The organism is Aeromonas sp. CU5 (genome assembly GCF_002586745.1).
GTDB lineage: Bacteria > Pseudomonadota > Gammaproteobacteria > Enterobacterales > Aeromonadaceae > Aeromonas > Aeromonas sobria.
Map to the genome: position 1 here is coordinate 4440498 of NZ_CP023817.1, position 23133 is coordinate 4463630.

Here is a 23133-nt window from a genome sequence, read left to right on the forward strand (position 1 = left end):
CTGTTTTTGTCACTCACGAGGTTACCGTGAACAAAGTCATACCTTTAACGATTCTGCTGGGCTTTACCCTGCCGGTGCTGGCGGCACCGACCCTGATCTCCGAACAGGGCAAGGAGGAGGGCAAGCTCGCCATCCCCTATCAGATGTACAAGCTGGACAACGGCCTGACCGTGATCCTGGCCCCCGATCGTTCCGATCCACTGGTGCACCTCGATGTGACCTATCACGTCGGCTCATCCCGCGAGACGGTCGGCAAGTCCGGCTTTGCCCACTTCTTCGAGCACATGATGTTCCAGGGCTCGAAACACGTCGGTGATCAGGAGCATATGCGGATCATCAACGAGGCCGGTGGTGACATGAACGGCACTACCAACAAGGACCGTACCAACTATTACGAGACCGTGCCTGCCAACCAGCTGGAGAAGGTGCTCTGGCTGGAGGCGGACCGGATGGGCTTCCTGCTCGATGCGGTGAGCCAGAAGAAGTTCGAGATCCAGCGTGCTACCGTCAAGAACGAGCGGGCCCAGCGGGTCGATAACCAGCCGTACGGGCTGGTGAGCGAGAAGGTGGGGGAGGCGCTCTATCCGCGCACCCATCCCTACTCCTGGCAGCCTATCGGCTACGTGGAAGATCTCGACCGGGTCGATGTTAACGACCTCAAGCAGTTCTTCCTGCGCTGGTATGGCCCGAACAACGCCACCCTGACCCTGGGCGGCGACTTTGACAGCAAGCAGGCCCTCGGCTGGATTGAGCAGTATTTTGGCGCCATCCCGCGCGGCCCGGATGTGGCTGAGCCTGCTCCCAAGCCGGTCATCCTGCCCGAGACCCGCTATGTGACGCTGCAGGACAAGGTGCACCTGCCGCTGCTCTATATCAGCTACCCCACCGTATCCCTCGGTGACCCGCAGGAGCCGGCGCTCGACATGTTTGCCGATGTGCTCGGCGGCTCCGCCAGCTCCATGCTCTACCAGTCGCTGGTGAAAACCGGCAAGGCGATTGATGTGGGGGCGTCCCACTACTGCGAAGAGCTGGCCTGTACCCTGACCGTCTACGCCTACCCCAATCCGTCGCAGGATGGCAGCCTCAAGACCCTCAAGGGGGAGGTGGACAAGGTGATCGGCGAGTTCGCCCAGCGCGGCCTCAAGCCGGAAGATCTGGAGAAGGCGATCGCCAAATACCGCGCCTCCGCCATCTGGGGTCTGGACAGCGTCTCCGGCAAGGTGAGCCAGCTCGCCATGGGGCAGGTGTTTACCCAGGATCCCAACTATGTGTTCAAGACCCTCGATGCCATCGGCAAGGTGACCCCGGAGCAGGTGAAAGCCGCCTACGACAAGTTTATCGCCGGCAAGCCTGCGGTGGTGCTGAGCGTGGTGCCCAAGGGCAAGACGGATTGGCAGGTCGCCACCCCGAACTTTACCCCCGCCCAGCGCGAGCTGCCGGATTACAGCAAGCATGACGAAGCGCTGGCCGAACGACCGGTAAAAGACAATTTCGATCGCAGCGTGCAGCCCAAGGTCGGTGAGGCGGTGAGCGTCAAGGTGCCCGCCATCTGGCACGGCAAGCTCGACAAGAACATCGAGATTATCGGCACCCGAAGTGACGAGATCCCTGCGGTCTCCATCATGATCGCTCTGCCGGGCGGCATTCGTGCCGAGGACAAGGGGCAACTGGGGCTGGCCAATCTGACCGCCGCCATGCTGGGACAGGGGTCGATACGTCTGACCGAAGCCCAGCTCAGCGACGAGCTGCAAAAGCTGGGATCTTCCATCAATGTTTCCAGCGCCCAGTACAACAACCTCGTCACCATCAGCTCGCTGGTGGACAAGTTGCCCCAGACCCTGGCGCTGGCACGCGAAGTGTTCGAGCGCCCGGGTATGCGGGAGGCGGACTTCGAGCGGGTCAAGGCGCAACTGCTGCAAGGAATGCAACAGGCCCAACAGCAGCCCGAGTGGCTGGCCGGACAGGCGTTCCGCGAGCTGGTCTACGGCAAGCAGAACCGCCTCGGTCAACCCGCTGACGGGGTACTGGCTGATGTGGCCAAGCTGACCCTGGCGGATGTGAAGCACTTCTATCAGGCCTACTACAACCCGACCAACGCCAAAGTGGTGGTGACCGGTGATGTGAGCCAGAAGCAGATTGAGGAGCAACTTGGCTTCCTGACCGAGTGGAAAGGTGCCACGCCAGCGCTGGGTGATCTCAAGCTCAAGGGCGAGCAGGCCAAGCCGGGCATCTATCTGGTAGACAAGCCGGGGGCGCCCCAGTCGGTGATCCGCATCGGCCGTCGCGCCATGCCGTTTGATACCACGGGGGATTACTTCACCGCCGGGCTGATGAACTTCAACCTGGGTGGCAACTTCAATAGCCGCATCAACCTCAACCTGCGGGAAGACAAGGGCTACACCTACGGCGCCAGCTCCGGCTTCTCCGCTAACCGCGAGGTGGGCACCTTCGCCACCGGCGCCAATGTGCGATCCGATGCGACCGTCGATGCCATTCGCCAGTTCCTCAAAGAGATGGATAGCTATCGTGCGACCGGCCCGACCCCGGTGGAGCTGGCCTATATGCGCAGCGCCGTCTCCCAGCAGGATGCCCTCTCTTACGAGACCCTCGGCCAGAAGGCGGGTTTCTTGCTGCAGATGGTGATGTATGACCTGAAACCGGACTATGTGCAGGCCCAGAACAACCTGATCAAGACGGTGTCGCCCGAGGCGCTGAAGGCCAGTGCCGCCCGTTGGCTCAATCCGGCCGACATGGTGATCGTGGTGGTGGGAGACAAGCAAAAGCTTGAAAAACCCCTGAAGGAGCTTCATCTTCCCATCTATCCGCTGCAGATGCCGTAACGGGCACCTTATAAAAATCAAGAGCCGCCCCGGATGGGGCGGCCTCACATGAGCCGTGAATATGACTACTACAAGCTTGTCACTCACCGAGTTGCTGAACGTTCTGGGGTCACCGGAGCGCTTGACTGCACTCAAGGGGATCCGGCGCGGGATCGAGCGTGAATGTCTGCGCATCACCCCGGATGGCAAACTCGCCCAGAATAACCATCCCCGGGCGCTGGGCTCGGCCCTGACTCACCCCAATATCACCACCGACTACTCCGAGAGCCTGCTGGAGTTCATTACGCCGGCCACCGACTCCATCGATAGCCTGATGGAGCAGCTCGGTGATATCCATCACCATGTGATGCAGCACTTGGGGGACGAGCGAATTTGGCCGCTCTCCATGCCCTGCTTCGTCGGTGGCGAGGAGAGCATCCGGCTGGCCCAATACGGCAGCTCCAACATCGGCAAAATGAAGACCCTCTACCGTCAGGGTTTGAAGAACCGCTACGGCAGTCTGATGCAGGTGATCGCCGGAGTGCACTTCAACTTCTCGATGCCGGACAGCTTCTGGAGCGAGTGGCAGGAGCTGGAGTGTGTCGGCTGCTGCAGCCAGCGTTTTATCTCCGACAAGTACATGGGGCTTATTCGCAACGTCTATCGCTTCGGCTGGCTGGTGCCCTATCTGTTTGGTGCATCGCCAGCCATCTGCGAATCCTTCCTCAAAGGGCGCAAGAGCGACCTGCCGTTCGAGAAGACCGGCAAGGGCACCCTCTATCTGCCTTATGCCACCGCACTGCGTCTCTCCGATCTCGGCTACACCAACAGCGCTCAGGCGGGGCTCAAGATCAGCCACGACAATCTGCCGGCCTATGTCAGCAGCCTGCGCCGCGCCATCAACACCCATAACCCTGACTTTGCCAAGATCGGGGTCAAAGTGGATGGCGAGTACCGCCAGCTCAACGACAACGTGCTGCAGCTGGAGAACGAGCTGTACGCGCCGATCCGCCCCAAGCGCACCCCGCGCAGCGGCGAGAAGCCGTCCGATGCGCTCGATCAGCGCGGCATCGAATACATCGAACTGCGCACCGTGGACGTCAACCCCTTCACCCCGCTCGGCATCGATGCGGATCAAATCCGCTTCTTCGATCTGTTCCTGGTCTGGTGCCTGCTGCGCCCGTCCGCGCTGCAGAATGATGAGGAGATCGCTCGCAACCGCCGTAACCAGAACAAGGTGGTGCTGGAGGGACGTCGCCCCGGCCTAACGCTTGAAGATGAGCAGGGCAATGCCATTGGCCTCAAAGAGTACGGTCTCAAGCTGTTCGAGGAGCTGGCTCAGGTCGCCGAGCTGCTGGATCGCTGCTGCGGCCGCAACCGCTACCGCGAGACGCTGGCGATGCACCGCGAGAAGCTGCTCAACCCCGAGCTCACCTACTCCGCCCGCATGCTCAAGGAGCTGCTGGAGAGTGGTAAAGACAACGGCTGCTATGGCGACAAGCTGGCGACCCGCTATCGCGAGGAGCTGCTGGCTGCTGAATTGCAGTACTGGGATGAGGCCTACTTTGCCGGTGAGGCGAAGGATTCGCTGGCCAAGCAACGGGAACGCGAGCGCAGCGACAGCCTGTCGTTTGACGACTTCCTGGCTGACTACTTCGGGACCAGCAAGACAACTGCCTGATCACCGGCTTGTAAAAGCAAAAAGCCGCTCGAATGAGCGGCTTTTTTATTGCTTGGAATCTGAGCGTGATCAGGCGTGGTTATACATGGCCTCGATTTCGCGCTGGTATTTGGCCTCGATGATCTTGCGGCGCAGCTTCATGGTGGGGGTTATTTCCCCTAACTCCATGGAGAAGGCGCTAGGTAGCAGGGTGAACTTCTTCACCTGCTCGAACTTGGCCAGCTCTTTTTGCAGGTCCGCGATACGGGCTTCGAAGAACTCCATCACCCGGGAGTTGCGCAGCAGGTCACTTTTGCACTGGTACTGCAGGTTGATGGAGCGGGCATACTCTTCCAGCGACTCGAAGCAGGGGACGATCAGTGCCGAGACGAAGTGGCGGGCATCGGCGATGATGGCGATCTGCTCGATAAAGCGATCCTTGCCGATAGCTCCCTCGACCACTTGTGGCGCCACGTACTTGCCGTTGGAGGTCTTCATCAGCTCTTTCAGGCGCTCGGTGAAGTAGATATTGCCCTGGCTGTCGAGCTCACCGGCATCGCCGGTCCGCAGGAAGCCATCCTCGGTCATCACTTCGGCAGTGGCGTCCGGCTTGTTGTAGTAGCCGCGCATCACGGTGGGCGAGCGCACCAGCAGCTCGTTGTTCTCACCCAGTTTCACTTCAATGCCGTTCAGTGCCGTACCGATGGAGCCGAGCTTGAACTGCTGATCTTCGTAGCAGCAGACGGTGGCTGTAGTCTCGGTCATGCCGTAGCCGTACTTGAGGTTGAGCCCCATCGCCTGGAAGAAGAGGTTCACGTCATCGGCCAAGCGGGCGCCTGCCACCGGCAGGAAGCGGGTGCGGCCGCCAAAACGGGCGCGCAGCTTGCGAAACACCAGTCGCTCCGCCAGCCAGAGTTGGGCATAGAGCTGGGGAGAGGCTGACTTGCCAGCCTGGCGAGTGGCGACCATCTGTTTGCCGACCCGGGTAGCCCAGCCAAACAGGGCGCGACGGGGTGCGGGCGCTTGGGCAACCTTGGCCTGGATCATGGCGTAGGCCTTCTCGTAGAGGCGCGGGACGGCGCACATCACGGTCGGCTTCACTTCGTCAATCACCTCCATCACCTTCTGCGGATCGCGGATATAGACGTTCTCGCCGCCGCAGTAAAGCACGTAGAAGCTCCAGACTCGCTCAAATACATGGCTCAGTGGCAGCATGCAGAGCGACACATCCTGCTCGTTCAAATCGAGGCGGCTGTTGTGCATCTCGAAACAGGCGGCGATGTTGGCGAAATCGAGCATGACCCCTTTGGGCTCGCCGGTGGTGCCGGAGGTGTAGATCAGGGTCAGCAGATCGTCCATCCGGTACTGCTGCTCGCGCTCGCGCAGTTGTTGTTCACTGGGCTGGTGGTTGCCGGAGACCAGAAATTCCTGAAAGTAGCTCGCTTGCGGGCAGCCACGCAGATTGACGTTGCCATCGAGGGCGACGATCTGGCGGATTTCGCCGTTCTGCAGCAGGGTTAGTGCCTGATCGAACTGGGGCTGTTCACCGACGAACAGGATGCCAATCTTGGCGTCACGCACGATATAGCGCACCTGATCCAGGGTACTGGTGGGATAGATGGGGACGCTGATGCCACGGGCGGCAAGGATGCCGAGATCAGCCTGGGTCCACTCTGGCATGTTGCGTGCGTAGATACCGACCATTTCGGTGGGCTGGTGACCACAGCGGATCAGCGCCTGGGCGCAGTAATCCATGGCCTGACCCAGGGTGCGCCAGCCGATGGCACGCCATTGACCATCTTGCTGAACCCGCAGGGCCGCCTTGTTACCAAGCTGGGTAATACGTTCACGCATCAGTCGAACCAGATGAAGCTTCGGCATCAGTCAAGCATCCTTTAATTACAGTTGTACGCCGGTTAGGGCACTAAAAATCGGGGTAGAGTTTAAACTCCAACATTACAGCTTACAAGTGTTCGCTGTTTGTCTTGGATCACAAAGCATGCAAATAGCTATGCCTTTGCGCAGGCTGGCCGATACTGCAGATGAGTGCTGGAGGGGTAACGATATGAATCTGTGGGTGAAAGGGGCGTTGGCTGCGGTTGGGCTCATGGTGGTGGGGGGCGGTGCGGCCTGGTTTTTTGTGGGCCAAGCGCCGAAGGCCCCTGCCAATCCCTGGTATCAGGGGGCTGAGGGGTATCATCAGGCACAGCAACAAGCGTTGGCGTTGGGCTATCCGCTGCTCTATGTGCTGGAGGCTCCCAAGTGCCGCCGTTGTGGCGATTTGGAGAAGAAATTCTGGCAGAGCGAGGAGATGGCTGGCCCGCTGGCCAAGCTGGTGAAGGTGCGGCTCAATCCGGGCAAGGGGGATGGCAGCGAGCAGATTTTGCGCCGCTTCCCCAAGGTGGCCACGCCGCCCGGCATCTATATTCAACAGCCGGGCCAGCCCCTCAGACCCATCAAGATAGTGGTGGATATCGACCAGATCTGGATGCCGGGAAAAACCTGGCAGCGGGGCTTCTATATGCCGCTCTCTGCCGCAGGGTTCGAGGCGGTACTCCACACCACCCTGGCGTTGCAGGATCCCGCACTGGATAACGCGCCCCTGGAGTGAAACGGGGCAAGGCGGTTTAGTGTGGTGAGGGGGACTGGATCAGCCGAAATCGAACAGTCGCGACATCAGTACCGCATCTTCCCGATCATTGCCGGTGCCGTAGTAGTCAGCGCGGCGGCAATATTCGGCAAAGCCGGCGTTCTCGTAGAGGGAGATCGCGGTTTTATTGCCCGCCCGCACCTCGAGAAACCAGGCCTCGGCCCCTGCTTGCTTGCTGCGAGTCAGATAGGCCTGCAACAGCGCCCGTCCCAATCCCTTGCCCTGAAACTCCGGATGCACGCAGATGTTCATCAGCGAGCTGTCACCGGCCACCAGATCCGAGATATAGAAGCCCGCCGGGCGACCGTCGACCAGCATCAAGCCGTTGAGATAGCGAGGCCCGAAGCAGGAGAGCAGGTTAGCCTGACTCCATGGCTCCTTGTGAGCGGCTTGCTCGATGGGATAGACAAGGTCGAAATCGCTCTCGAGCAGGGGACGAAACTCAGGCATGGGGGCTCCGGATGGCTGGATTGTGGGCACAAGGGTTGGCAGGGGCGGCGTTTGTAAAATCAGGTAAAAAGAGCGGCATCACAGTGGAACTTGGCGGCATGATGCGAGATCACGCCGCGCTGGCCGCAAGGTGCTGGCGCAGCTGTTGCCACAGGGCGCGCTTTTGCGCGGCGCTGGGGGCGAGCGGGCAGATCAGCGCATCCGGCCGCTCGGGGTTGGCCTCCGTCAGCCAGAGCAGGGGAGACGCGTCCGCTGCTTGCAGTTCGGCGGGCGGCAGCTCGCTCAGTAGCGAGACCTCGTCGGGCGTCATGCCGAGCAGTTGGCAAATATCCGCCAACAGCGTGTTGACAGGCAGCCGGGGCGCTAGCAGCCAGAGTTTACCGGTGGGCAGCGGGGCGTTGATGGCCGGGGCCGTCTGGCCGGGCTGAGCGACATGTTGCTCAAGCTCGGGCGCGGTGGCTGCGCCCAGCAATGCCGGACGACGCAGCTGCCAGCTTTGAATACCCATGCGGGTCAACATGCTCTGACGTACGGGATCTTGCATCGGGGGCGACTCACTCTTGATCTGCGTTGGAGAAAATAGTGCTGCGAAGGGTACACTCGAACCGCTTTTGCTGCACCCCTTTGCAAAGCGTTGTCAGCAAAACAGCGCTGGCAGCGGATCGTGGGGATCTTGCGTTTTTTCCTGCCAGAGTCGGGTATTCTGCGGCAAGAGATACCAGAATAAACATCATAACAAGACAAAACCCAAGGCCGAGCAAATGGATATCGCGCCTTGGGGTCATCATCAGCCCAGCTTCGGAACAGTCTCTATGTCGTCTTTAGCTCAAGCCCAGAATCCTGCGCGTCTTATTCCCATCCAGGAGCGCTTGCCCCGGCTGCTGGCCGCCCTCGGTGAGGGACTCTACGAACGGCAGGATGCCCTGCGCCTCGGTCTGCTGGCTGCCCTCAGTGGTGAGAGTGTCTTCTTGCTGGGGCCACCCGGTATCGCCAAGAGCCTGATTGCCCGCCGCCTCAAGCTGGCCTTTCACGACGCCCGCCACTTTGAATACCTGATGACCCGTTTCAGTACGCCGGAGGAGGTGTTCGGCCCCCTCTCTATTCAGGCGCTGAAAGAGGATGGCAAATACCTGCGCCTCACCACCGGCTATCTGCCGGAGGCTGAGGTGGTGTTCCTCGACGAGATCTGGAAGGCGGGTCCCGCCATTCTCAACACCCTGCTCACCGCTATCAACGAGCGGCAGTTTCGCAATGGCGACAGCCAGCACCCCATCCCGATGCGCTTGCTGGTGACTGCTTCCAACGAGCTGCCAGCGCCGGACAGCGGGCTGGAAGCGCTCTACGACCGGATGCTGGTGCGGATCTGGATGGATCGGGTGCAGGAGAAGGCCAACTTTCAGGCCATGCTGGCCAGTGATGGCCATGCCCACCAGAACCTGCCGGAATCCTTGCAGATCCGGGGGGGTGAGTACGAGCAGTGGCAGAGCCAGATCGAGCAGGTTCGCCTGCCGGATGCCTGCTTCGAGCTCATCTACCAATTGCGCCAGCAGCTCGACAGCCAGCTGGCCCACCGCTGCTATGTGTCGGATCGTCGCTGGAAGAAGGCAGTGCGACTCATCAAGGCGAGCGCCTTCTTCAATGGCCGCGACGAAGTGGCCCCCCTCGACCTGCTGCTGTTCAAGGATTGCCTCTGGCATGACGAGGAGTCTCGCACCGCCCTGCTGGAGATGATGACCGAGTTCTCCCGTCTCTATGGTTATCAGCAACTGGCGCTGACCCGCCAGCTGCTGGCCCTTAGGGATCAGTTCAAACAGCTGAAACAGAGCGTGGCTCAACGGCTCTGCGCGAAAGCGCGTCAGCGCAAGCAGTGGTTTGGTCGCCGGGCTCGGGGCATCGAGATCCCGCTCGCCAATGCCAGACCCTTTGGTAAACAGGTGCACTTTCACTTGCTTACTCCGGCACCGCTGGATGGCAGCGATCCCGAGCGGCTCACCAGCACGCTGGTGTTCGATCGTACCCTGCTCTCCCACTGGCGCCCCACCGGTGAGGCGCTGGTGGGTTATGAGTTCGGCAACCCGAAAGAGGGCCATTACGAGCTGGTGCTGGACGATGAGCTGCGGCTGCAGGTGCTCGATATCCAGCGCCAGCAGATCCCGCTGGTTTTGATGGAGCGCAACGCCATCCCCGAGGTGGTGCTGGCGCCCTGGTTGCAGTCGCTCGACGAGCAGCTGGTTCAGGTCGGCAAGGTGATGCAGGAGCTCAAACAGCAGCGCAGCCTGTTCGAACGTCACCAGCAACACCTATTTATCGCCCTGCGCTGGCTGCAGCAGGTGGAAGACAGCTTCTTTGTGCTGAACCGGGATCTCGAACTGCTGCGCAACGAGCTGACCCAGTGGCGCGAGCGGTTGCCAAGGCTGGACGAGTAAGGAGCGCTCATGCTTGAGATCGGCATGCTGGATCTGGGCCTTCTCATGGGAGAGGGTGAGCTGGCGGGAGAGGTGGTGGCGCTGCTGGCGGCCTCACCCAAGATTTCCGAATTTATCAAACGCTCCCCGCTACAGGGCAAGCTGCTGAAAAAGCGCCTGCAGAGTTGGGGCGAGCAGCTTGGTGAGGAGATCCGTCACAAGCCGGTGCCGGTGGCGCTGGAGCAGGAGTACCTGCTCTATCAGGCACACCGGCAACTGCCGATGACCGAGCTGATTGGTCGCCTGCCCGGCCTGCTGGAGTCGCTGGAGCAGTACAGCCCCTTCGCCGGTGAGGCACGATCCTTGGTGCGTCAGCTGACGGCCCACCCCACCGAGGGGCTGCGCCAGCTCTTTATCGACAAGTGGCGCGCCAGTCTGGTGGGGAGCCTGTTGCAACTGCAGCAGCAGATCGCCGAGGCGGAGCGGGAGAAGCAGCGTCAGGAGATTGAAGATCAGCTGCTGGCGAGCCGCACCCTGGCCGATGCCCTTGACCCCAACCAGATCTCCGCCGGTGGTTTGTGGGATCTGGCGCAGGGGCACTGGCACAAGCGCAGTCTGGTACTGGTCAAGCAGTATGCCCGCATGTTGCAGCGCGAGCCCTTGCTGGCGGAGATTGCCGGTCTGCTCGGGCGCAGCGAGCGGGAGCGGCGGGCGCAGGAGCAACCTGTGCCGCCGGTTCAGGTGCTGGAGCTGGAGCCAGCCCCCAGCGACGATGTGCCGGACGATCTGGTGGGCATCCATCAGGCGAACGATCTGATGAGGTTACTGCCAAGCGAGGCGGTGATGCTGGGGCTGCCGGAGCTGGAGCTGGAGTTCTATCGCCGCTATCTGGAGCGGCGTCTGCTCAGCTACCAGTCACGTGGCACCTTGCCGCGTCAGCGCATCATGCTGCGCACCCCGGAGCAGGGTGGCCAGCAGTTGCAGCAACGGGGCCCCTTTATCGTCTGCGTCGATACCTCCGGTTCCATGGGTGGTTATCCCGAGGAGTGTGCCAAGGCGCTGTTTCTGGCGTTGCTCAAGGTGGCGATGGATGAGAAGCGCGGCTGCTACCTGATGCTCTTCTCCACCGAGGTGGCGACCCTCGAGATCACCGCGGATACCGGGCTGGACAAGGCGGAGCGCTTCCTCTCCATGAGTTTTCACGGCGGTACCGACCTGGTGCCCTGCCTGGAAAAAGCGCTGGCCAAGCTCGATGATCCCGCCTTTGCCAAGGCGGATGTGCTGGTCATCTCCGACTTTATCGCCCAGAGCCTGCCTCATCCCCTGCTCGATCAGATGAACCGCTATCGCCAGCGTCAGACCCGTTTTCACGCCGTCGCCATGTCCCGCCACGCCAAGCAGGCGCTATTGCGGGTTTTTGACAACAGCTGGCTGCTCGATTGCGGCCTGCGCGGCCGGCTGCTGCGGCGCTGGCAGCAGCACTGAATCCCCATTGTCGGGGGCATGCCATTCCCCCGCGATATCAATCGTCTCTGCTCAGTGACCACCGCCAGGCACCCAACGAACAGCTACTGCTCACAGTGACCTGAGTCACGTTATTCAGTCACAGTCCAGTTAGGGAGGCTATAATCGCGCCCCCGCGATTTACTGAGAAAGACACCGCCAAGATGGGTATTCTCCATTGTTTCATCTGTTTACTGCTGATCACGGTTCCATCCATTGGGCGAGCGGATACCCTTGCCCCCTCGGCGCTCTTGCAAGAGCTGCAGGCGCTGGAGGAGGATTTCTCCTATAGCGAAAATTATCGGCAGCGGGTGGCTCAGCTGGTCAGCCAAAAAGATCAGCATTCGAGCGCAATCCAGAGCAGGATCGCCCAACTGCAGTGTGACTCATGGTCTGCCAATCATGTCAGCGACTATCTGCAGGGGATCCAGTTTGCCGAGCGTGAGCTGGGGATAATCAAGGGACGCAAGAATCTTTACAGTGAAGCAGGGCTCCGGCTGTGTCGTGGCTGGTTCAGGCAGCGCCTTGGTGACATCGCCAAGGCCAAAGATGATTATGATGCCACTTTGTCGATGGCCAGCCAGCTGGGTGATCTCCGGTTACAGGCCAAGGCCCGCAGTTATCTCGGTACCATGCTCGCTTCACAAGGAGACATGTTGGAAGCGCTGCATAATCTCAAGCAGGCCAAGGCGCTTTATGATGGTCTGGGCTTGACCCGCATGAGCCTGCGTCAGCAGACCCTGATTGCCAACACCTATCGGCGGATGGGGAGCTACGTTCAGGCTGAAGTGCTCTTCGATGAGTTGTTGCAGAGCTATCGTGATAGCGGCGATGAGGGGGTGCTCAATGATCTGCGGGTCTATCAGGGGATTCTCTATTCCAAAACGGGTCGCGATGAAAAGGCCATTGCGCTACTGACCCTTGCCGAGTCCTATTTCATGGCACAACAGCTGTGGATGGAGGTAAGCGAAGTGCGATTATGGTGGGCCAATGCGCTGCTCGCCTTGGGACGGGTGGACGAAGCCTTTGCCAAGGGGGATTGGCTAGACCTGCCACAGCCAGACCATGAAGTTGAACCGATCCTGCTTGCCATGCGCAACTTGTTGCGGGGGGCGGTCATGGAGCGAAAAGGGCGTTATCAGCAGGCCGTTGATTATATTGAATTGGCTATTCCGACCCTGACGTCCGAGGCCCATCAGGAGATGCTGGCAAAAGCCTATCGCATTGAATCGTCAGCGCTGAAGTCGTTGGGCCGTTACCAGGCCAGCTTGCAAAAGCTGGAGCGTTATATCGAAACCTATCAGCAAGTTGAGCTGGAGCTGCAGGGGCATCGGCGGTTGCAGATGCTCCTTGAGCAAGACCTTGATCAACAGAAGCAGGAAAACGAGCGACTGCAGGTGCGGCGCAAAATGCAGCAGCAAGAGTTGGCAGCGCTTGAGGCTGCACGCCGATGGCGGATGATGGCGGTTGTGTTCGGGGGCGGGATGCTGATGCTGGTATTGCTCTATCAGTTGCAGCGTGGCCGCACCTTGCGTCAGTTGACTCTGACGGATGAGTTGACCGGTATCCAGAATCGCCGTCAGGTTCAGTTGCAAGCCGAAGCGCTGTTTTTGCGTGCCAAGAGCGGTCATCTCAATCATCTCTCCGTGCTTATCGTCGATATAGATCACTTCAAACGGGTAAACGACCGACTGGGTCATCTGATGGGTGACAAGGTGCTCACAGACGTTGCACGCACCATATCAGCTTCATTGCGAGGCCAGGATCGGGTGGGCCGCAACGGGGGAGAGGAGTTTATGGTGCTCTTGCCGGGGGCGCCTCTTGCTGCAGCGGGTGAAGTGGCCGAGCGGATCAGGCTGCAGGTGGCTAACTTGCGAGTTGATGGTGTGCCCGACGCTATGCCGATCCGGGTCAGCATTGGGTGTGCGCAATATGACCTGCGGGATAGCGAGTTATCCAGGTTGGTACACCGGGCGGATATGGCGATGTACCGTGCCAAGGAGAAGGGGCGGGACCGGGTCGAATTGGCAAGCTAGTCGTTTACGGCGACTCATTCCCGCCCTGTCGATGCGCCGACAAGTCTGCCCGCTTGCATGGGGCGGGTCGTCTGGCGACACGGCGATCCGGTCAGGCCGTCATGGCATCATGCCGTTAGAACGCGGGCTGGGTATTTTTCACTCGCGCGGGACGTTGCCGCGCCAGCGCATCATGCTGCGAACCCCGGAACAGGGTGGCCAGCAGTTGCAGCAACGGGGCCCCTTTATCGTCTGTGTCGATACCTCCGGCTCCATGGGGGGATATCCCGAGGAGTGTGCCAAGGCGCTGTTTCTGGCCCTGCTCAAGGTGGCGATGGACGAGAAGCGCGGTTGCTACCTGATGCTCTTCTCCACCGAGGTGGCGACCCTCGAGATCACCGCCGATACCGGTCTGGACAAGGCGGAGCGCTTCCTCTCCATGAGTTTTCACGGCGGTACCGACCTGGTGCCCTGCCTTGAGAAGGCGCTGGCCAAGCTCGATGATCCCGCTTTTGCCAAGGCGGATGTGCTGGTCATCTTCGACTTTATCGCCCAGAGCCTGCCCCATCCCCTGCTCGATCAGATGAACCGCTATCGTCAGCGCCAGACCCGTTTTCACGCCGTCGCCATGTCCCGCCACGCCAAACAGGTGCTGTTGCGGGTCTTTGACAACAGTTGGCTGCTCGATTGCGGCCTGCGCGGTCGGCTGCTGCGGCGTTTTCAGCACAATTAACAGCCTGCTGGGATATAAATAGTGCCTGGTGACTGCTTTGGTGGTTTATTCTGGTTCTACTGCGGGTGGATGGAGGGTTGATGTGAAGCTTTATCCGTGTTGTGTATTGCTGTTGGCATTGAACACTATGGCTGAACCGGTTTCACCCATCCAGTTGGAGAGTGAGCTTAATACGCTGGAGCAGACTTATCTCTCTGATCGCGAATTGGGCTTGAGAGTTCAGCGATTGAAGCAGGATTTGTCCGCTTACACTCCGGCGCAACAGACGCGGATTGCTCGCTTGGCCTGCAGACTTCAATCGGCAAACGAGACGGCGGAGTATCGTCAGGCGATGCTCTATGCTGACGAACACCTTCAGCGAGCTACTGCACAAGGTGATCTATTTGCCCGCAGTGATTTTGTCCTTTGCCGTGGCTGGTTTCACCAACTGCTCGGGGAGAACGATAAGGCTCGTCTGGATTATGATCTGGCACTGACGTTGGCTCGTGATGCCGGTTCTCTCAAACAACAGGCAATTGCCTTGTCCTACAGAGGTTCCCTTTTTTCCTTTCAAGGGCTTCCTGCCAAGGGACTCAGAGACCTGATGCGCTCGTTGCATATCTACGATGCCCTTGCCCTCTCAAGTTGGTATGGAAAAGTGCAGTTGGAAATTGCGGCGACCTACCGTCGTATGGGGCTGCTGGGGCCTGCCAATCGCTTGCTCGATGAGTTGGAGATGCAGTTACAGCCAAGCAGTGATCCCGATATTTTCTACGAGCTTTATCGGCAGAAAGCGATGGTGGCAAACGGCATGGAGCAGTTCCAAGCTGCCATTGATGAGCTGGATAAGGCGACGGCGCAACACAATGAATTAACTCCTGTCGAAAAAGGATTATTACAGCTGGATAGAGCTGAGGCGCTGCTGGGGCTAGCCAGATACCAGGAGGCCATGATGCAGCTTGAGCAGGCCGGTGTGGTGTTTAAATCAGACATTGACCCCCTGTTTCATAGTTATTGGCACTTGCTGATGGCTCAGGGGGGGATTATGGCGGGAGAATATGCCAATGCGCTTCGGCATCTCGCGATGGCTGAACCGACCCTCTTGCGTGAGGATAACCAGCGTTTTTTGATCAAGGTGACATGGTTGCGCAGTCAGGCGTTCGAGGGGATCGGAAAAACCGGTGAGGCGCTGGCTGAGTTGCATCGTTATGTGGCCCTCAAGCGGGTATTCGAACAGGAAATGCAGGACCAGAGCACCTCCTGGGTGCGTGGCGAGTTTGAGCTGGCCCGTCAGGAGGGTGAAAACAAGCGACTGCGGGTTGAACAGCTATTGCAGCAACAGGAGCTGGCACTAGCCAAAGAGCGTCGTTTCTGGTTGCTGGCGGTACTGCTGCTGTGTGGCGGGTTGGCCTTGCTGACCACGGGGTGGTTACTGGATCGCAACCGTCGGATGCATCGGCTGGCCTTTACCGATGAGCTGACCGGTCTCAACAACCGGCGACGGGTATTGTGGCGTGGGAATACACTGTTTGAACTTGCCCGTCGGCAAGGTTCACCATTTAGCCTACTGGTCTTCGATATCGATCACTTCAAGCGGATCAACGATACCCTCGGTCACCATCAGGGGGATCGGGTTCTGCAATGGCTCTCGCAAGCCGCAGCGAGCCAGTTACGGCCCCGAGATGTATTAGGGCGTACCGGCGGGGAGGAGTTTTTGATCCTGCTGCCGGATACCGGTTTGGAGGATGCACGTGGCGTAGCTGAGCGGATCAGACAGGTGGTCGGCAAGCGAGCCTTGCCTGGGCTGTCGCACCCCGTCACAGTCAGCATTGGCTGTGCTTGTCTGCGGCAAGAGGACAGGGACATCACGGCCCTGATCCAGCGAGCAGACAATGCGCTGTACCGTGCGAAAGGGGCCGGGCGCAACCGGGTGGAAACAGACGACTGACGGGCTGGGTATTTTTCACTCGCGCGGGTATAATGTCGCGCAATTTTGCTTTGACTCAGGCGAGAAGACCCATGTAACGCAGCCCTCCTCCCTCTCTCCACCAGGTTGGCAAAACGCCAGCTGGCGTGGCTTCGTTGCGTATACATGTGCCGTGAGCGGCATTCCGGATTTATTCCCACGGTGGCTGATGCTACCGCTCAATAGAAGAACGTTGAATTATGTCAGCTGAATTTCTGAGTGAAGTCTCCAAGAGACGCACTTTTGCGATCATTTCGCACCCGGATGCGGGTAAAACCACCATCACCGAAAAAGTCCTGCTGTTCGGACAGGCCATTCAGCGCGCCGGTACCGTCAAGGGCCGTGGTTCGGGCCAGCACGCCAAATCCGACTGGATGGAGATGGAGAAGCAGCGTGGTATCTCCATCACCACCTCGGTGATGCAGTTCCCCTACTCCAACTGCCTGGTCAACCTGCTCGACACCCCGGGTCACGAGGACTTCTCTGAAGATACCTACCGTACGCTCACCGCCGTGGATTGCTGCCTGATGGTGATCGACGCCGCCAAGGGTGTTGAAGACCGGACCCGCAAGCTGATGGAAGTGACCCGGCTGCGTGACACCCCGATCCTCACTTTCATGAACAAGATGGACCGCGAAGTACGCGACCCGATGGAAGTGATGGACGAGGTGGAGCGCGAGCTGAAGATCATGTGCGCCCCCATTACCTGGCCGATCAGCTGTGGTAAATCTTTCAAGGGTGTCTATCACCTCTACAAGGACGAGACCTATCTGTATCAGACTGGTCAGGGCCACACCATCCAGGAGAAGCGGGTAGTCAAGGGGCTGCATAACCCCGAGCTGGACGCTGCCATCGGTGAAGACCTTGCCGCCCAGCTACGTGGCGAACTGGAGCTGGTGCAGGGCGCCTCTCCCGAGTTCGATCACGAGGCCTTTATCGCTGGCGAGATGACCCCGGTGTTCTTCGGTACTGCACTGGGCAACTTCGGTGTCGACCACATGCTGGATGGTCTGACCGACTGGGCACCGTCCCCGATGCCGCGCAAGGCCGAGAGCCGTGAAGTCGCCGCGACCGAGGAGAAATTCTCCGGCTTCGTATTCAAGATCCAGGCGAACATGGACCCGAAGCACCGCGACCGTATCGCCTTTATGCGTATTGTGTCAGGTACTTACAGCAAGGGCATGAAGATGCGCCACGTGCGGATCGGCAAGGATGTGAACATCTCCGACGCCGTGACCTTTATGGCCGGTGACCGCGAGCAGGCGGTAGAAGCCTGTGCCGGTGACATCATTGGTCTGCACAACCACGGCACCATCCAGATCGGCGACACCTTCACCCAGGGTGAAGATCTCAAGTTCACCGGTATTCCGAACTTCGCCCCGGAGCTGTTCCGTCGCATCCGCCTGCGCGATCCGCTCAAGCAGAAGCAGCTGCTCAAGGGGCTGGTTCAGCTCTCTGAAGAGGGCGCCGTGCAGGTGTTCCGTCCGCTGATCAGCAACGATCTGATCGTTGGCGCGGTCGGTGTGCTGCAGTTTGACGTGGTGGTATCGCGTCTGAAGAGCGAATACAACGTCGAAGCGCTGTACGAGGCGGTCAACGTCTCCACCGCCCGCTGGGTGGAAGGGACCGACGTCAAGAGGTTCGAGGAGTTCAAACGCAAGAACGAGGTCAACCTGGCCCTCGATGGCGGTGATAACCTCACCTATATCGCGCCGACCATGGTTAACCTGCGACTGGCACAGGAGCGTCACCCTGACGTGGAGTTCCGCCAGACTCGCGAGCACTGATAATGGCTTGTTTGCCTGTTGGCTGATGATAAGAGACCCCGCTTCGGCGGGGTCTCTTTTTTGTGCCGTTTTGCCTGTTTAAGGAGAGACGCTGTGGGCAATGGTCCAGCATATTGCCAGTAGCAAGTAGCCCTCACCCTAGCCCTCTCCCAGAGGGCTAGGGTGAGGGCTGCCCAAAAGATAGTGGAAGTGTTTTGCTCCCTTCTCCCCTTGCGGGAGAAGGGTTGGGGATGAGGGGAGCTACTCCAGCGTCAGCACCATGCAAATTTCGCAATCCCCGTGGCCGGTACAGCCGAGGGGGCCGGGAAGGTGTGCAAAGCCCAGTGACTCATAGAGGCTGGTGGCTTCGCGCAGCACCTCTGTGGTCTCCAGATAGCAGCGTTGATAGCCGAGTGCCCGCGCCTCATCGATCGCCTGCAAGACCAGGCGCTTGCCAAGGCCCAATCCGCGCAGGGCGGGCATAAAGTACATCTTCTGCAGTTCGCAGACCTGATCCTCTTCCCCCGCCAGCGGTGCGATACCGCCCCCGCCGAGAATGGTGCCATCGGGTCCTTCGATAACCCAGTAGCGGCTCTTCTCCCCCTGATAGCTTTGGGAAAGGGTGTCGAGATTGGGATCCGAGACCCCATAGCCCTTGTCGGCGGTAAGGCCATATTCGGCCGACACGGCGCGGATCACCATGGCGATCTGGGGATTGTCCGCCGCCGTGATGGGGCGGATGCGGTAACCCTGCTGGCGGCGGGCGCGAGAGAGGGCGCTGCGATAGAGCCGCAACCCTTGCCACAGCTGCTCCCGCTCGGGCAGGCTCAACTGCGCCAGCATCTCCTCCATCGCTGCATCCATCTCCAGGTGCAAGGTCAACAGCATGGCCTGGCCGTGTACGGTGAGGCGAGCCTCCTTGCTACGCCCGTCAAAGGGGTGCGGGTGCCAGCTGATCAGCTCCCGCTCGGCGAGGCGGGCCAGCGGGCGGCTGGCATTGGATTTGTCGATGTGCAGTTTTTCCGCCAGCTGCTGGTTGGTGGCAGGGGCGTTTTCCAGCTCGATCAGCAGGTGAGCCTCGATGGGAGTGAGGGCCAGATTGCCACACTGCTGGGAGAGCATGCCGAGTTCACGAACCAGATCGCGTGACAGGGCGCGCAGGGGACGGGGATCCATATCGTGGTTTCCTTTTTAGTTGTGCATGACAACTAATATAGTATGAAGGTTGTAATGCGCAACTTTTTTAACGCCATGGTTGCACCAAATGGCGAACGGCAGCCAAGAGGGGCTGCCGCAGGCAAGGTGGTTCGTCAGGCGGCGGCTCTGATGGCCAGTTCCGGGCGGCGGGAGAAGCAGCGGGCGAGCAGCAGCATGGTGGCAACGCCAATGGTGCCCAGCACCAGCCAGGGCAGGGCCGGTTGTCCCTGTTGCAGCGAGAAGTCATAGAGGGAGCCGCCGCCCACATAGCCGGTCATGCCTCCCAGCGCCAGCCCGAGGCGGCTGAAGCCCATGTAGCTGCCACGGGCATTGGGGTTGGCGAGTTTGGTCATCAGGGTCTCCCGAGCCGGTTCACAGATGATGATCCCCAGATAGAAGCAGGCCAGCAGTACGAAGATGCCGGAGAGGGTGCTGACAAAGGCGACCAGCCCGATCCCCACCGTCATCAGCAGGATACCGGCCATCAGTCGGCTCTCCAGCCGGAAGCGCCGCTCGCTGAAACGGGCGATGGGGTAGAGCAGCGCCAGCGACAGCGCTGTTTCGAGGCTGTACATCCAGCCTACCGCCGTGGTGGTGCCAGCCAGTTGCTTGACCAGGATCGGGAAGATCAGCATCACCTGCACCCACAGCATGTAGTAGCCGCTCAGGATCAGCACCAGCCGACAGAAGGCGCGATCCGCCAGTACCTTGCCGAGCCCTTCCCGCATCGGAGTCGGTTTGACGGAGATGCGGTAGGCAGGCAGCAGGGTCCAGTTGCACAGGGCTGCCAAAGTGAAGAGCCCGGCCCCCAGCAGGCAGACATAGGTGAAGTCGAAGCGCAGCAGCCAACTGCCAAGCAGCGCACCGGTCACGGCTCCTGCGCTTTCGAGCATCATCAGCAGGGAGATAAAGCGGCTCCGTTCACGGGGGCGGGTGAATTTGATCACCAGCGCTGCCCGTGGCGGGTCGAACAGGCAGCCGCCAAGGCCCGAGAGAAAACAGGAGAAGATCAGCATGGCGCCGCTGTCGGCCCAAGCCAGGGTGGCGAAGCCCACCGCCCGCAACAGCATGCCGGTGACGATGAGCGGGCGGGCACCGAAGCGGTCAGCCAGCGAGCCGCCGAAGATCCCCAGCCCCTGCTGGGTCAGCTGGCGCAGACCAAGAGCCAGCCCCACCAGACCGGCCGCCCAGCCTAGCTGATCGACGAAGCGCAGACTGATCATCGGCATCACCACAAAGAACCCCAGGATCACCAGGGTGGTATCCAATGCCAGAAACCAGCGTCCCCAAAACCTTGCCCTATCGACCATAACGCCCTCTCATTCACAGATACCTTCATTCTGGAGAGGGTTTAGATATAGTGGTAGACGACAACTACCTATATTTCATATCAGGATTATTTATGTCTATGGATCTGGACGATCTGCAACTGCTGCTAGATGTCGCCGAGCTGGGCAGTTTCAGTCAGGCGGCGGCTATTCGTAGCTGGTCGCAGCCACTGGTCAGCCAACGCATTGCCCAGCTCGAACTCAGTCTCGGGGCGCCGCTGTTTCAGCGCCATCGGCGCGGGGTGACGCCGACCCGTGCTTGCGAGCAGTTTCTGCCATCAGCCCGTTCGGCACTGGCCACCCTGAATGAGGGGCGACTGGCACTGCAGGGGGCACCAGCCTTGCCTTGCATCCGTCTTGCCAGCCTACCCTCCCTCACCGCTGTGGTATTCGGTTCCTTGTTGATGGAGCTGGTGGACGAGGCGTTCGAGATCCGCTGCACCACGGATCACTCCGGGGTCATCATGCAGGAGCTGTTGACCGGGGTGACCGATATCGGCTTTGTGCTCAAGTGTCCGCCGGTTGCAGGCCTGCAGATGGAGCTGCTCTGTTGTTCCCCCATCATTGCTATCGCATCGCCACTGCATCCGCTGGCTGGGCGCCCGGGTCTGACCCTGCAGGATATCGCTGATCAGCGGTTGGCACCCCAGGTGTGGGGCCCCGGTTGTGATTCCTTTATCCAGCAGTTGCGGCGACTGCGGCGGGCGGCAAGCCCCCTGCATGCGGTGCAGCCCGCTAGTGCGGCGCGGGATCTGGCGCTGGAGCACGGTTTTATCACCCTGATGCCGGAGCTGGCCATCAAGCGGGATCTGGAGGTGGGTCGACTGGTCAGGCTCGATGTGCGTAATTTGCCGCAGGATCACTGGGACGTGATGATGGCCTGGCGCGGCGGAAAACGGCCCAATCCGGCCCGGGAAGCTGTGCTGGCCACCGCTCGTTCGCTGGCCAAACGCTGGCGCAATGAAGAGTGAATCTACCGCTGGCATGGGTCTGCAAAAGGGTTGGTAGCCGCAGTAGCAATTGGCTACATTGGGTGGCTGGTTCGCTATTGGATAACTGATTTGAAAGGAGAATTTCATGTTTTCATGGCAGTTGGACGATGAGCTTGCACTGCTCTTCTTGCAGCCCGATATGGCGAGCGAACTGTTTGCCCTCTGCAATAACAACCGGGAGTACCTCTCCCAGTGGCTGCCCTGGCCGCCGCTGATCCAGCGCCCCGTCGACAGCGCCCTCTTTATTCGCAGTGCCATCGAGAAGTTTGCCCGGGGCGAGGGGCTTACCACTGCCATCGAGTATCAGGGGGAGGTGGTGGGTGTCATCGGTTACAACAGCATCGATCACGATCTTGGCAAGGTGGTTATCGGTTACTGGCTGGCGGAGCGCTGGCAGGGCAACGGCATCATCACCCGGGCCTGCCAGGCCCTGATCCATCACGCTTTCGAGGAGATGGGGATGGAGAAGGTGGAGATCAGTGCCGCCACCGATAACGAGCCCAGCAGAGCCGTCTGTGAACGGCTCTGCATGCAGCAGGAGGGGGTGACCCGGCGCGCCGAGCGGCTGGGCAACCGGATTGTGGACCATGCTCACTACAGCCTGTTGCGCGATGAGTGGCTAAGTCAGAGGGAGATATGATGGTGCTGCCACATATCAAGACTGCCCGTACCCACCTGACCATACTGTCGCCGGATCAGGCCCCCATGATGCTCGACTTCTACCGGCGTAACCGCGCTCATCTCGCCCCTTGGGAGCCACTGCGGGACGAGCACTTTTATACCCTCTCTTACTGGCATGCCCGGCTGCAGGACAGTTACAGCCAGTTCTTCAACGGCACTGGCGTCAGTCTGGTGGCGCTGGATCCGACAGGTGAGCAGGTGATTGCCACCTGCAATTTCAGCAATATTCTGATGGGCGTCTTCAAGGCGTGTCATCTGGGCTACGCCATCGACCAGCAGCAGCAGGGGCAGGGGATAATGCGGGAAGTGCTATCTGCGGGTATCGACTATCTGTTTCGGGAGCATGGCCTGCACCGGATCATGGCCTGCTATATGCCTGTGAACCAGCGCAGCGGCGCGCTGCTGGAGCGGCTCGGTTTCGAGCGGGAAGGGTTCGCGCGAGCGTATCTGATGATCAATGGCCGCTGGGAGGATCACATCCTCACCTCCCTCATTAATCCCGAGTCCTGATCAACAGATAAAAAAAACGGGCCCGAAGTTGCCTTCGGACCCATCTTCGAATGAGGTGCAGGCTTATTTAGCCTTGGCATCGCTCACTGCAGCTTCAACCTTGGTAGCTACGTCAGCGGCAGCTTTTTCTACGGTTGCAGTCGCTTCGGAGGTGGCCTTCTCTACGGTAGAGGTGGCTTCGCTAGCGGCTTTTTCTACAGTTGCAGCAACTTCGGCGGCCGGAGCAGCAGCAGGAGCGGCAGCTTTCTCTTCTTTCTGACCACAAGCGGTCAACATCAGACCCAGGATACCGGCTACCAGTACTTTGTTCATGTGCATACCCTCAAAAAAAGATGGAGAGATGGTCTGTGCAACCATCACAGCGCCCGCTGTGACCCGGTATTGAAAAAAGAGGCCGGGCGGCAGAGAGCGCGCGAAATATAGCCCCATTAGTGACCAATGAAAACGGATATCACAATGACATTTTTTCGTGCCGTGGA

General features: G+C 59.9%; 17 protein-coding genes and 1 pseudogene. 12 read left to right on the top strand and 6 right to left on the bottom strand.

All coding sequences use genetic code 11. The features are described from left to right. Positions 1-26 precede the first annotated feature (26 nt). Both CK911_RS20185 and gshA read left to right on the top strand, forming a co-directional pair. Positions 27-2840 carry a pitrilysin family protein gene (locus tag CK911_RS20185; RefSeq protein WP_098972215.1) on the top strand — a complete coding sequence of 938 codons (2814 nt, stop codon included), beginning with the start codon at positions 27-29 and terminating at the stop codon, positions 2838-2840. Positions 2841-2901: 61 nt separating this feature from the next. Further along, on the top strand, positions 2902-4500 hold the full coding sequence (gshA, locus tag CK911_RS20190; protein ID WP_098972216.1) for a glutamate--cysteine ligase: 1599 nt from the start codon (positions 2902-2904) through the stop codon (positions 4498-4500). Between the two features lie 69 nt (positions 4501-4569). Here the strand turns inward: gshA and CK911_RS20195 are convergent, their stop codons facing one another. Then, the gene (locus tag CK911_RS20195) at positions 4570-6360 is read right to left on the bottom strand and encodes a long-chain fatty acid--CoA ligase (protein WP_098972217.1); all 1791 of its coding nucleotides are present in this window, start codon (positions 6358-6360) and stop codon (positions 4570-4572) included. Between the two features lie 184 nt (positions 6361-6544). Between CK911_RS20195 and CK911_RS20200 the strand changes: the two genes are divergently transcribed. Further along, positions 6545-7090 (top strand): hypothetical protein, encoded by a 546-nt coding sequence (locus tag CK911_RS20200; RefSeq protein WP_098972218.1) that lies wholly within the window; start codon positions 6545-6547, stop codon positions 7088-7090. Positions 7091-7129: 39 nt separating this feature from the next. Here the strand turns inward: CK911_RS20200 and rimI are convergent, their stop codons facing one another. Both rimI and CK911_RS20210 read right to left on the bottom strand, forming a co-directional pair. Continuing rightward, complete coding sequence (gene rimI, locus CK911_RS20205) at positions 7130-7579, bottom strand: ribosomal protein S18-alanine N-acetyltransferase (protein ID WP_098972219.1); 450 nt, start codon at positions 7577-7579, stop codon at positions 7130-7132. Positions 7580-7688: 109 nt separating this feature from the next. Continuing rightward, entirely contained in the window at positions 7689-8123 is a 435-nt protein-coding gene (locus CK911_RS20210) for a DNA polymerase III subunit psi (protein WP_098972220.1), read from the bottom strand. A 268-nt stretch (positions 8124-8391) separates the two neighbouring features. On the opposite strand from CK911_RS20210, the gene CK911_RS20215 reads away from it, so the two are divergent. The 6 genes and pseudogenes from CK911_RS20215 (at position 8392) to prfC (ending at position 17967) form a co-directional block, all read left to right on the top strand. Beyond that, positions 8392-10005: an ATPase RavA domain-containing protein gene (locus tag CK911_RS20215; RefSeq protein WP_172954073.1), complete on the top strand. Its 1614-nt coding sequence runs from the start codon at positions 8392-8394 to the stop codon at positions 10003-10005. A gap of 9 nt (positions 10006-10014) precedes the next feature. After that, entirely contained in the window at positions 10015-11469 is a 1455-nt protein-coding gene (viaA, locus tag CK911_RS20220) for an ATPase RavA stimulator ViaA (protein WP_098972222.1), read from the top strand. 182 nt (positions 11470-11651) lie between these two features. After that, positions 11652-13523 (top strand): diguanylate cyclase, encoded by a 1872-nt coding sequence (locus tag CK911_RS20225; protein ID WP_098972223.1) that lies wholly within the window; start codon positions 11652-11654, stop codon positions 13521-13523. A gap of 142 nt (positions 13524-13665) precedes the next feature. Then, positions 13666-14235: pseudogene (locus tag CK911_RS20230) on the top strand (VWA domain-containing protein); the annotation flags it as partial. Between the two features lie 28 nt (positions 14236-14263). Continuing rightward, positions 14264-16162, top strand: coding sequence for a diguanylate cyclase (locus CK911_RS20235; RefSeq protein WP_253860352.1), 1899 nt, complete (start codon positions 14264-14266; stop codon positions 16160-16162). A gap of 215 nt (positions 16163-16377) precedes the next feature. Next, positions 16378-17967, top strand: a complete 1590-nt coding sequence (gene prfC, locus CK911_RS20240; protein ID WP_098972225.1) for a peptide chain release factor 3 — start codon at positions 16378-16380, stop codon at positions 17965-17967. 240 nt (positions 17968-18207) lie between these two features. Here prfC and CK911_RS20245 read toward each other — a convergent pair whose 3' ends face one another. Further along, positions 18208-19122, bottom strand: a complete 915-nt coding sequence (locus CK911_RS20245; RefSeq protein ID WP_098972226.1) for a helix-turn-helix domain-containing GNAT family N-acetyltransferase — start codon at positions 19120-19122, stop codon at positions 18208-18210. A gap of 134 nt (positions 19123-19256) precedes the next feature. After that, positions 19257-20453, bottom strand: a complete 1197-nt coding sequence (mdtH, locus tag CK911_RS20250) for a multidrug efflux MFS transporter MdtH (protein ID WP_098972227.1) — start codon at positions 20451-20453, stop codon at positions 19257-19259. A 92-nt stretch (positions 20454-20545) separates the two neighbouring features. Here mdtH and CK911_RS20255 point away from each other — a divergent pair, with 92 nt between their 5' ends. From CK911_RS20255 to rimJ, 3 genes are all read left to right on the top strand, one after another. Then, positions 20546-21442 carry a LysR family transcriptional regulator gene (locus CK911_RS20255; RefSeq protein WP_172954074.1) on the top strand — a complete coding sequence of 299 codons (897 nt, stop codon included), beginning with the start codon at positions 20546-20548 and terminating at the stop codon, positions 21440-21442. 106 nt (positions 21443-21548) lie between these two features. Further along, positions 21549-22103, top strand: a complete 555-nt coding sequence (locus CK911_RS20260; RefSeq protein ID WP_098972228.1) for a GNAT family N-acetyltransferase — start codon at positions 21549-21551, stop codon at positions 22101-22103. After that, on the top strand, positions 22103-22654 hold the full coding sequence (gene rimJ / locus CK911_RS20265) for a ribosomal protein S5-alanine N-acetyltransferase (RefSeq protein WP_068977432.1): 552 nt from the start codon (positions 22103-22105) through the stop codon (positions 22652-22654). Before CK911_RS20260 ends, rimJ begins: the two co-directional genes overlap by 1 nt. Before the next feature lie 63 nt (positions 22655-22717). On the opposite strand, the gene CK911_RS20270 is transcribed toward rimJ, so the two are convergent. Beyond that, complete coding sequence (locus CK911_RS20270) at positions 22718-22966, bottom strand: hypothetical protein (protein WP_042024461.1); 249 nt, start codon at positions 22964-22966, stop codon at positions 22718-22720. Positions 22967-23133 lie beyond the last annotated feature (167 nt).

What these genes read in the sequence shown, in the direction of transcription:
- CK911_RS20215 (WP_172954073.1), top strand. Translation starts at nt 8,392, where the DNA reads ATGTCGTCTTTAGCTCAAGCCCAGAATCCTGCGCGTCTTATTCCCATC.
- CK911_RS20260 (WP_098972228.1), top strand. Translation starts at nt 21,549, where the DNA reads ATGTTTTCATGGCAGTTGGACGATGAGCTTGCACTGCTCTTCTTGCAG.
- CK911_RS20255 (WP_172954074.1), top strand. Translation starts at nt 20,546, where the DNA reads ATGTCTATGGATCTGGACGATCTGCAACTGCTGCTAGATGTCGCCGAG.
- mdtH (WP_098972227.1), bottom strand. Translation starts at nt 20,453, where the DNA reads ATGGTCGATAGGGCAAGGTTTTGGGGACGCTGGTTTCTGGCATTGGAT.
- CK911_RS20210 (WP_098972220.1), bottom strand. Translation starts at nt 8,123, where the DNA reads ATGCAAGATCCCGTACGTCAGAGCATGTTGACCCGCATGGGTATTCAA.
- gshA (WP_098972216.1), top strand. Translation starts at nt 2,902, where the DNA reads ATGACTACTACAAGCTTGTCACTCACCGAGTTGCTGAACGTTCTGGGG.
- rimI (WP_098972219.1), bottom strand. Translation starts at nt 7,579, where the DNA reads ATGCCTGAGTTTCGTCCCCTGCTCGAGAGCGATTTCGACCTTGTCTAT.
- CK911_RS20270 (WP_042024461.1), bottom strand. Translation starts at nt 22,966, where the DNA reads ATGAACAAAGTACTGGTAGCCGGTATCCTGGGTCTGATGTTGACCGCT.
- CK911_RS20225 (WP_098972223.1), top strand. Translation starts at nt 11,652, where the DNA reads ATGGGTATTCTCCATTGTTTCATCTGTTTACTGCTGATCACGGTTCCA.
- viaA (WP_098972222.1), top strand. Translation starts at nt 10,015, where the DNA reads ATGCTTGAGATCGGCATGCTGGATCTGGGCCTTCTCATGGGAGAGGGT.
- CK911_RS20195 (WP_098972217.1), bottom strand. Translation starts at nt 6,360, where the DNA reads ATGCCGAAGCTTCATCTGGTTCGACTGATGCGTGAACGTATTACCCAG.
- CK911_RS20245 (WP_098972226.1), bottom strand. Translation starts at nt 19,122, where the DNA reads ATGGATCCCCGTCCCCTGCGCGCCCTGTCACGCGATCTGGTTCGTGAA.
- CK911_RS20200 (WP_098972218.1), top strand. Translation starts at nt 6,545, where the DNA reads ATGAATCTGTGGGTGAAAGGGGCGTTGGCTGCGGTTGGGCTCATGGTG.
- rimJ (WP_068977432.1), top strand. Translation starts at nt 22,103, where the DNA reads ATGGTGCTGCCACATATCAAGACTGCCCGTACCCACCTGACCATACTG.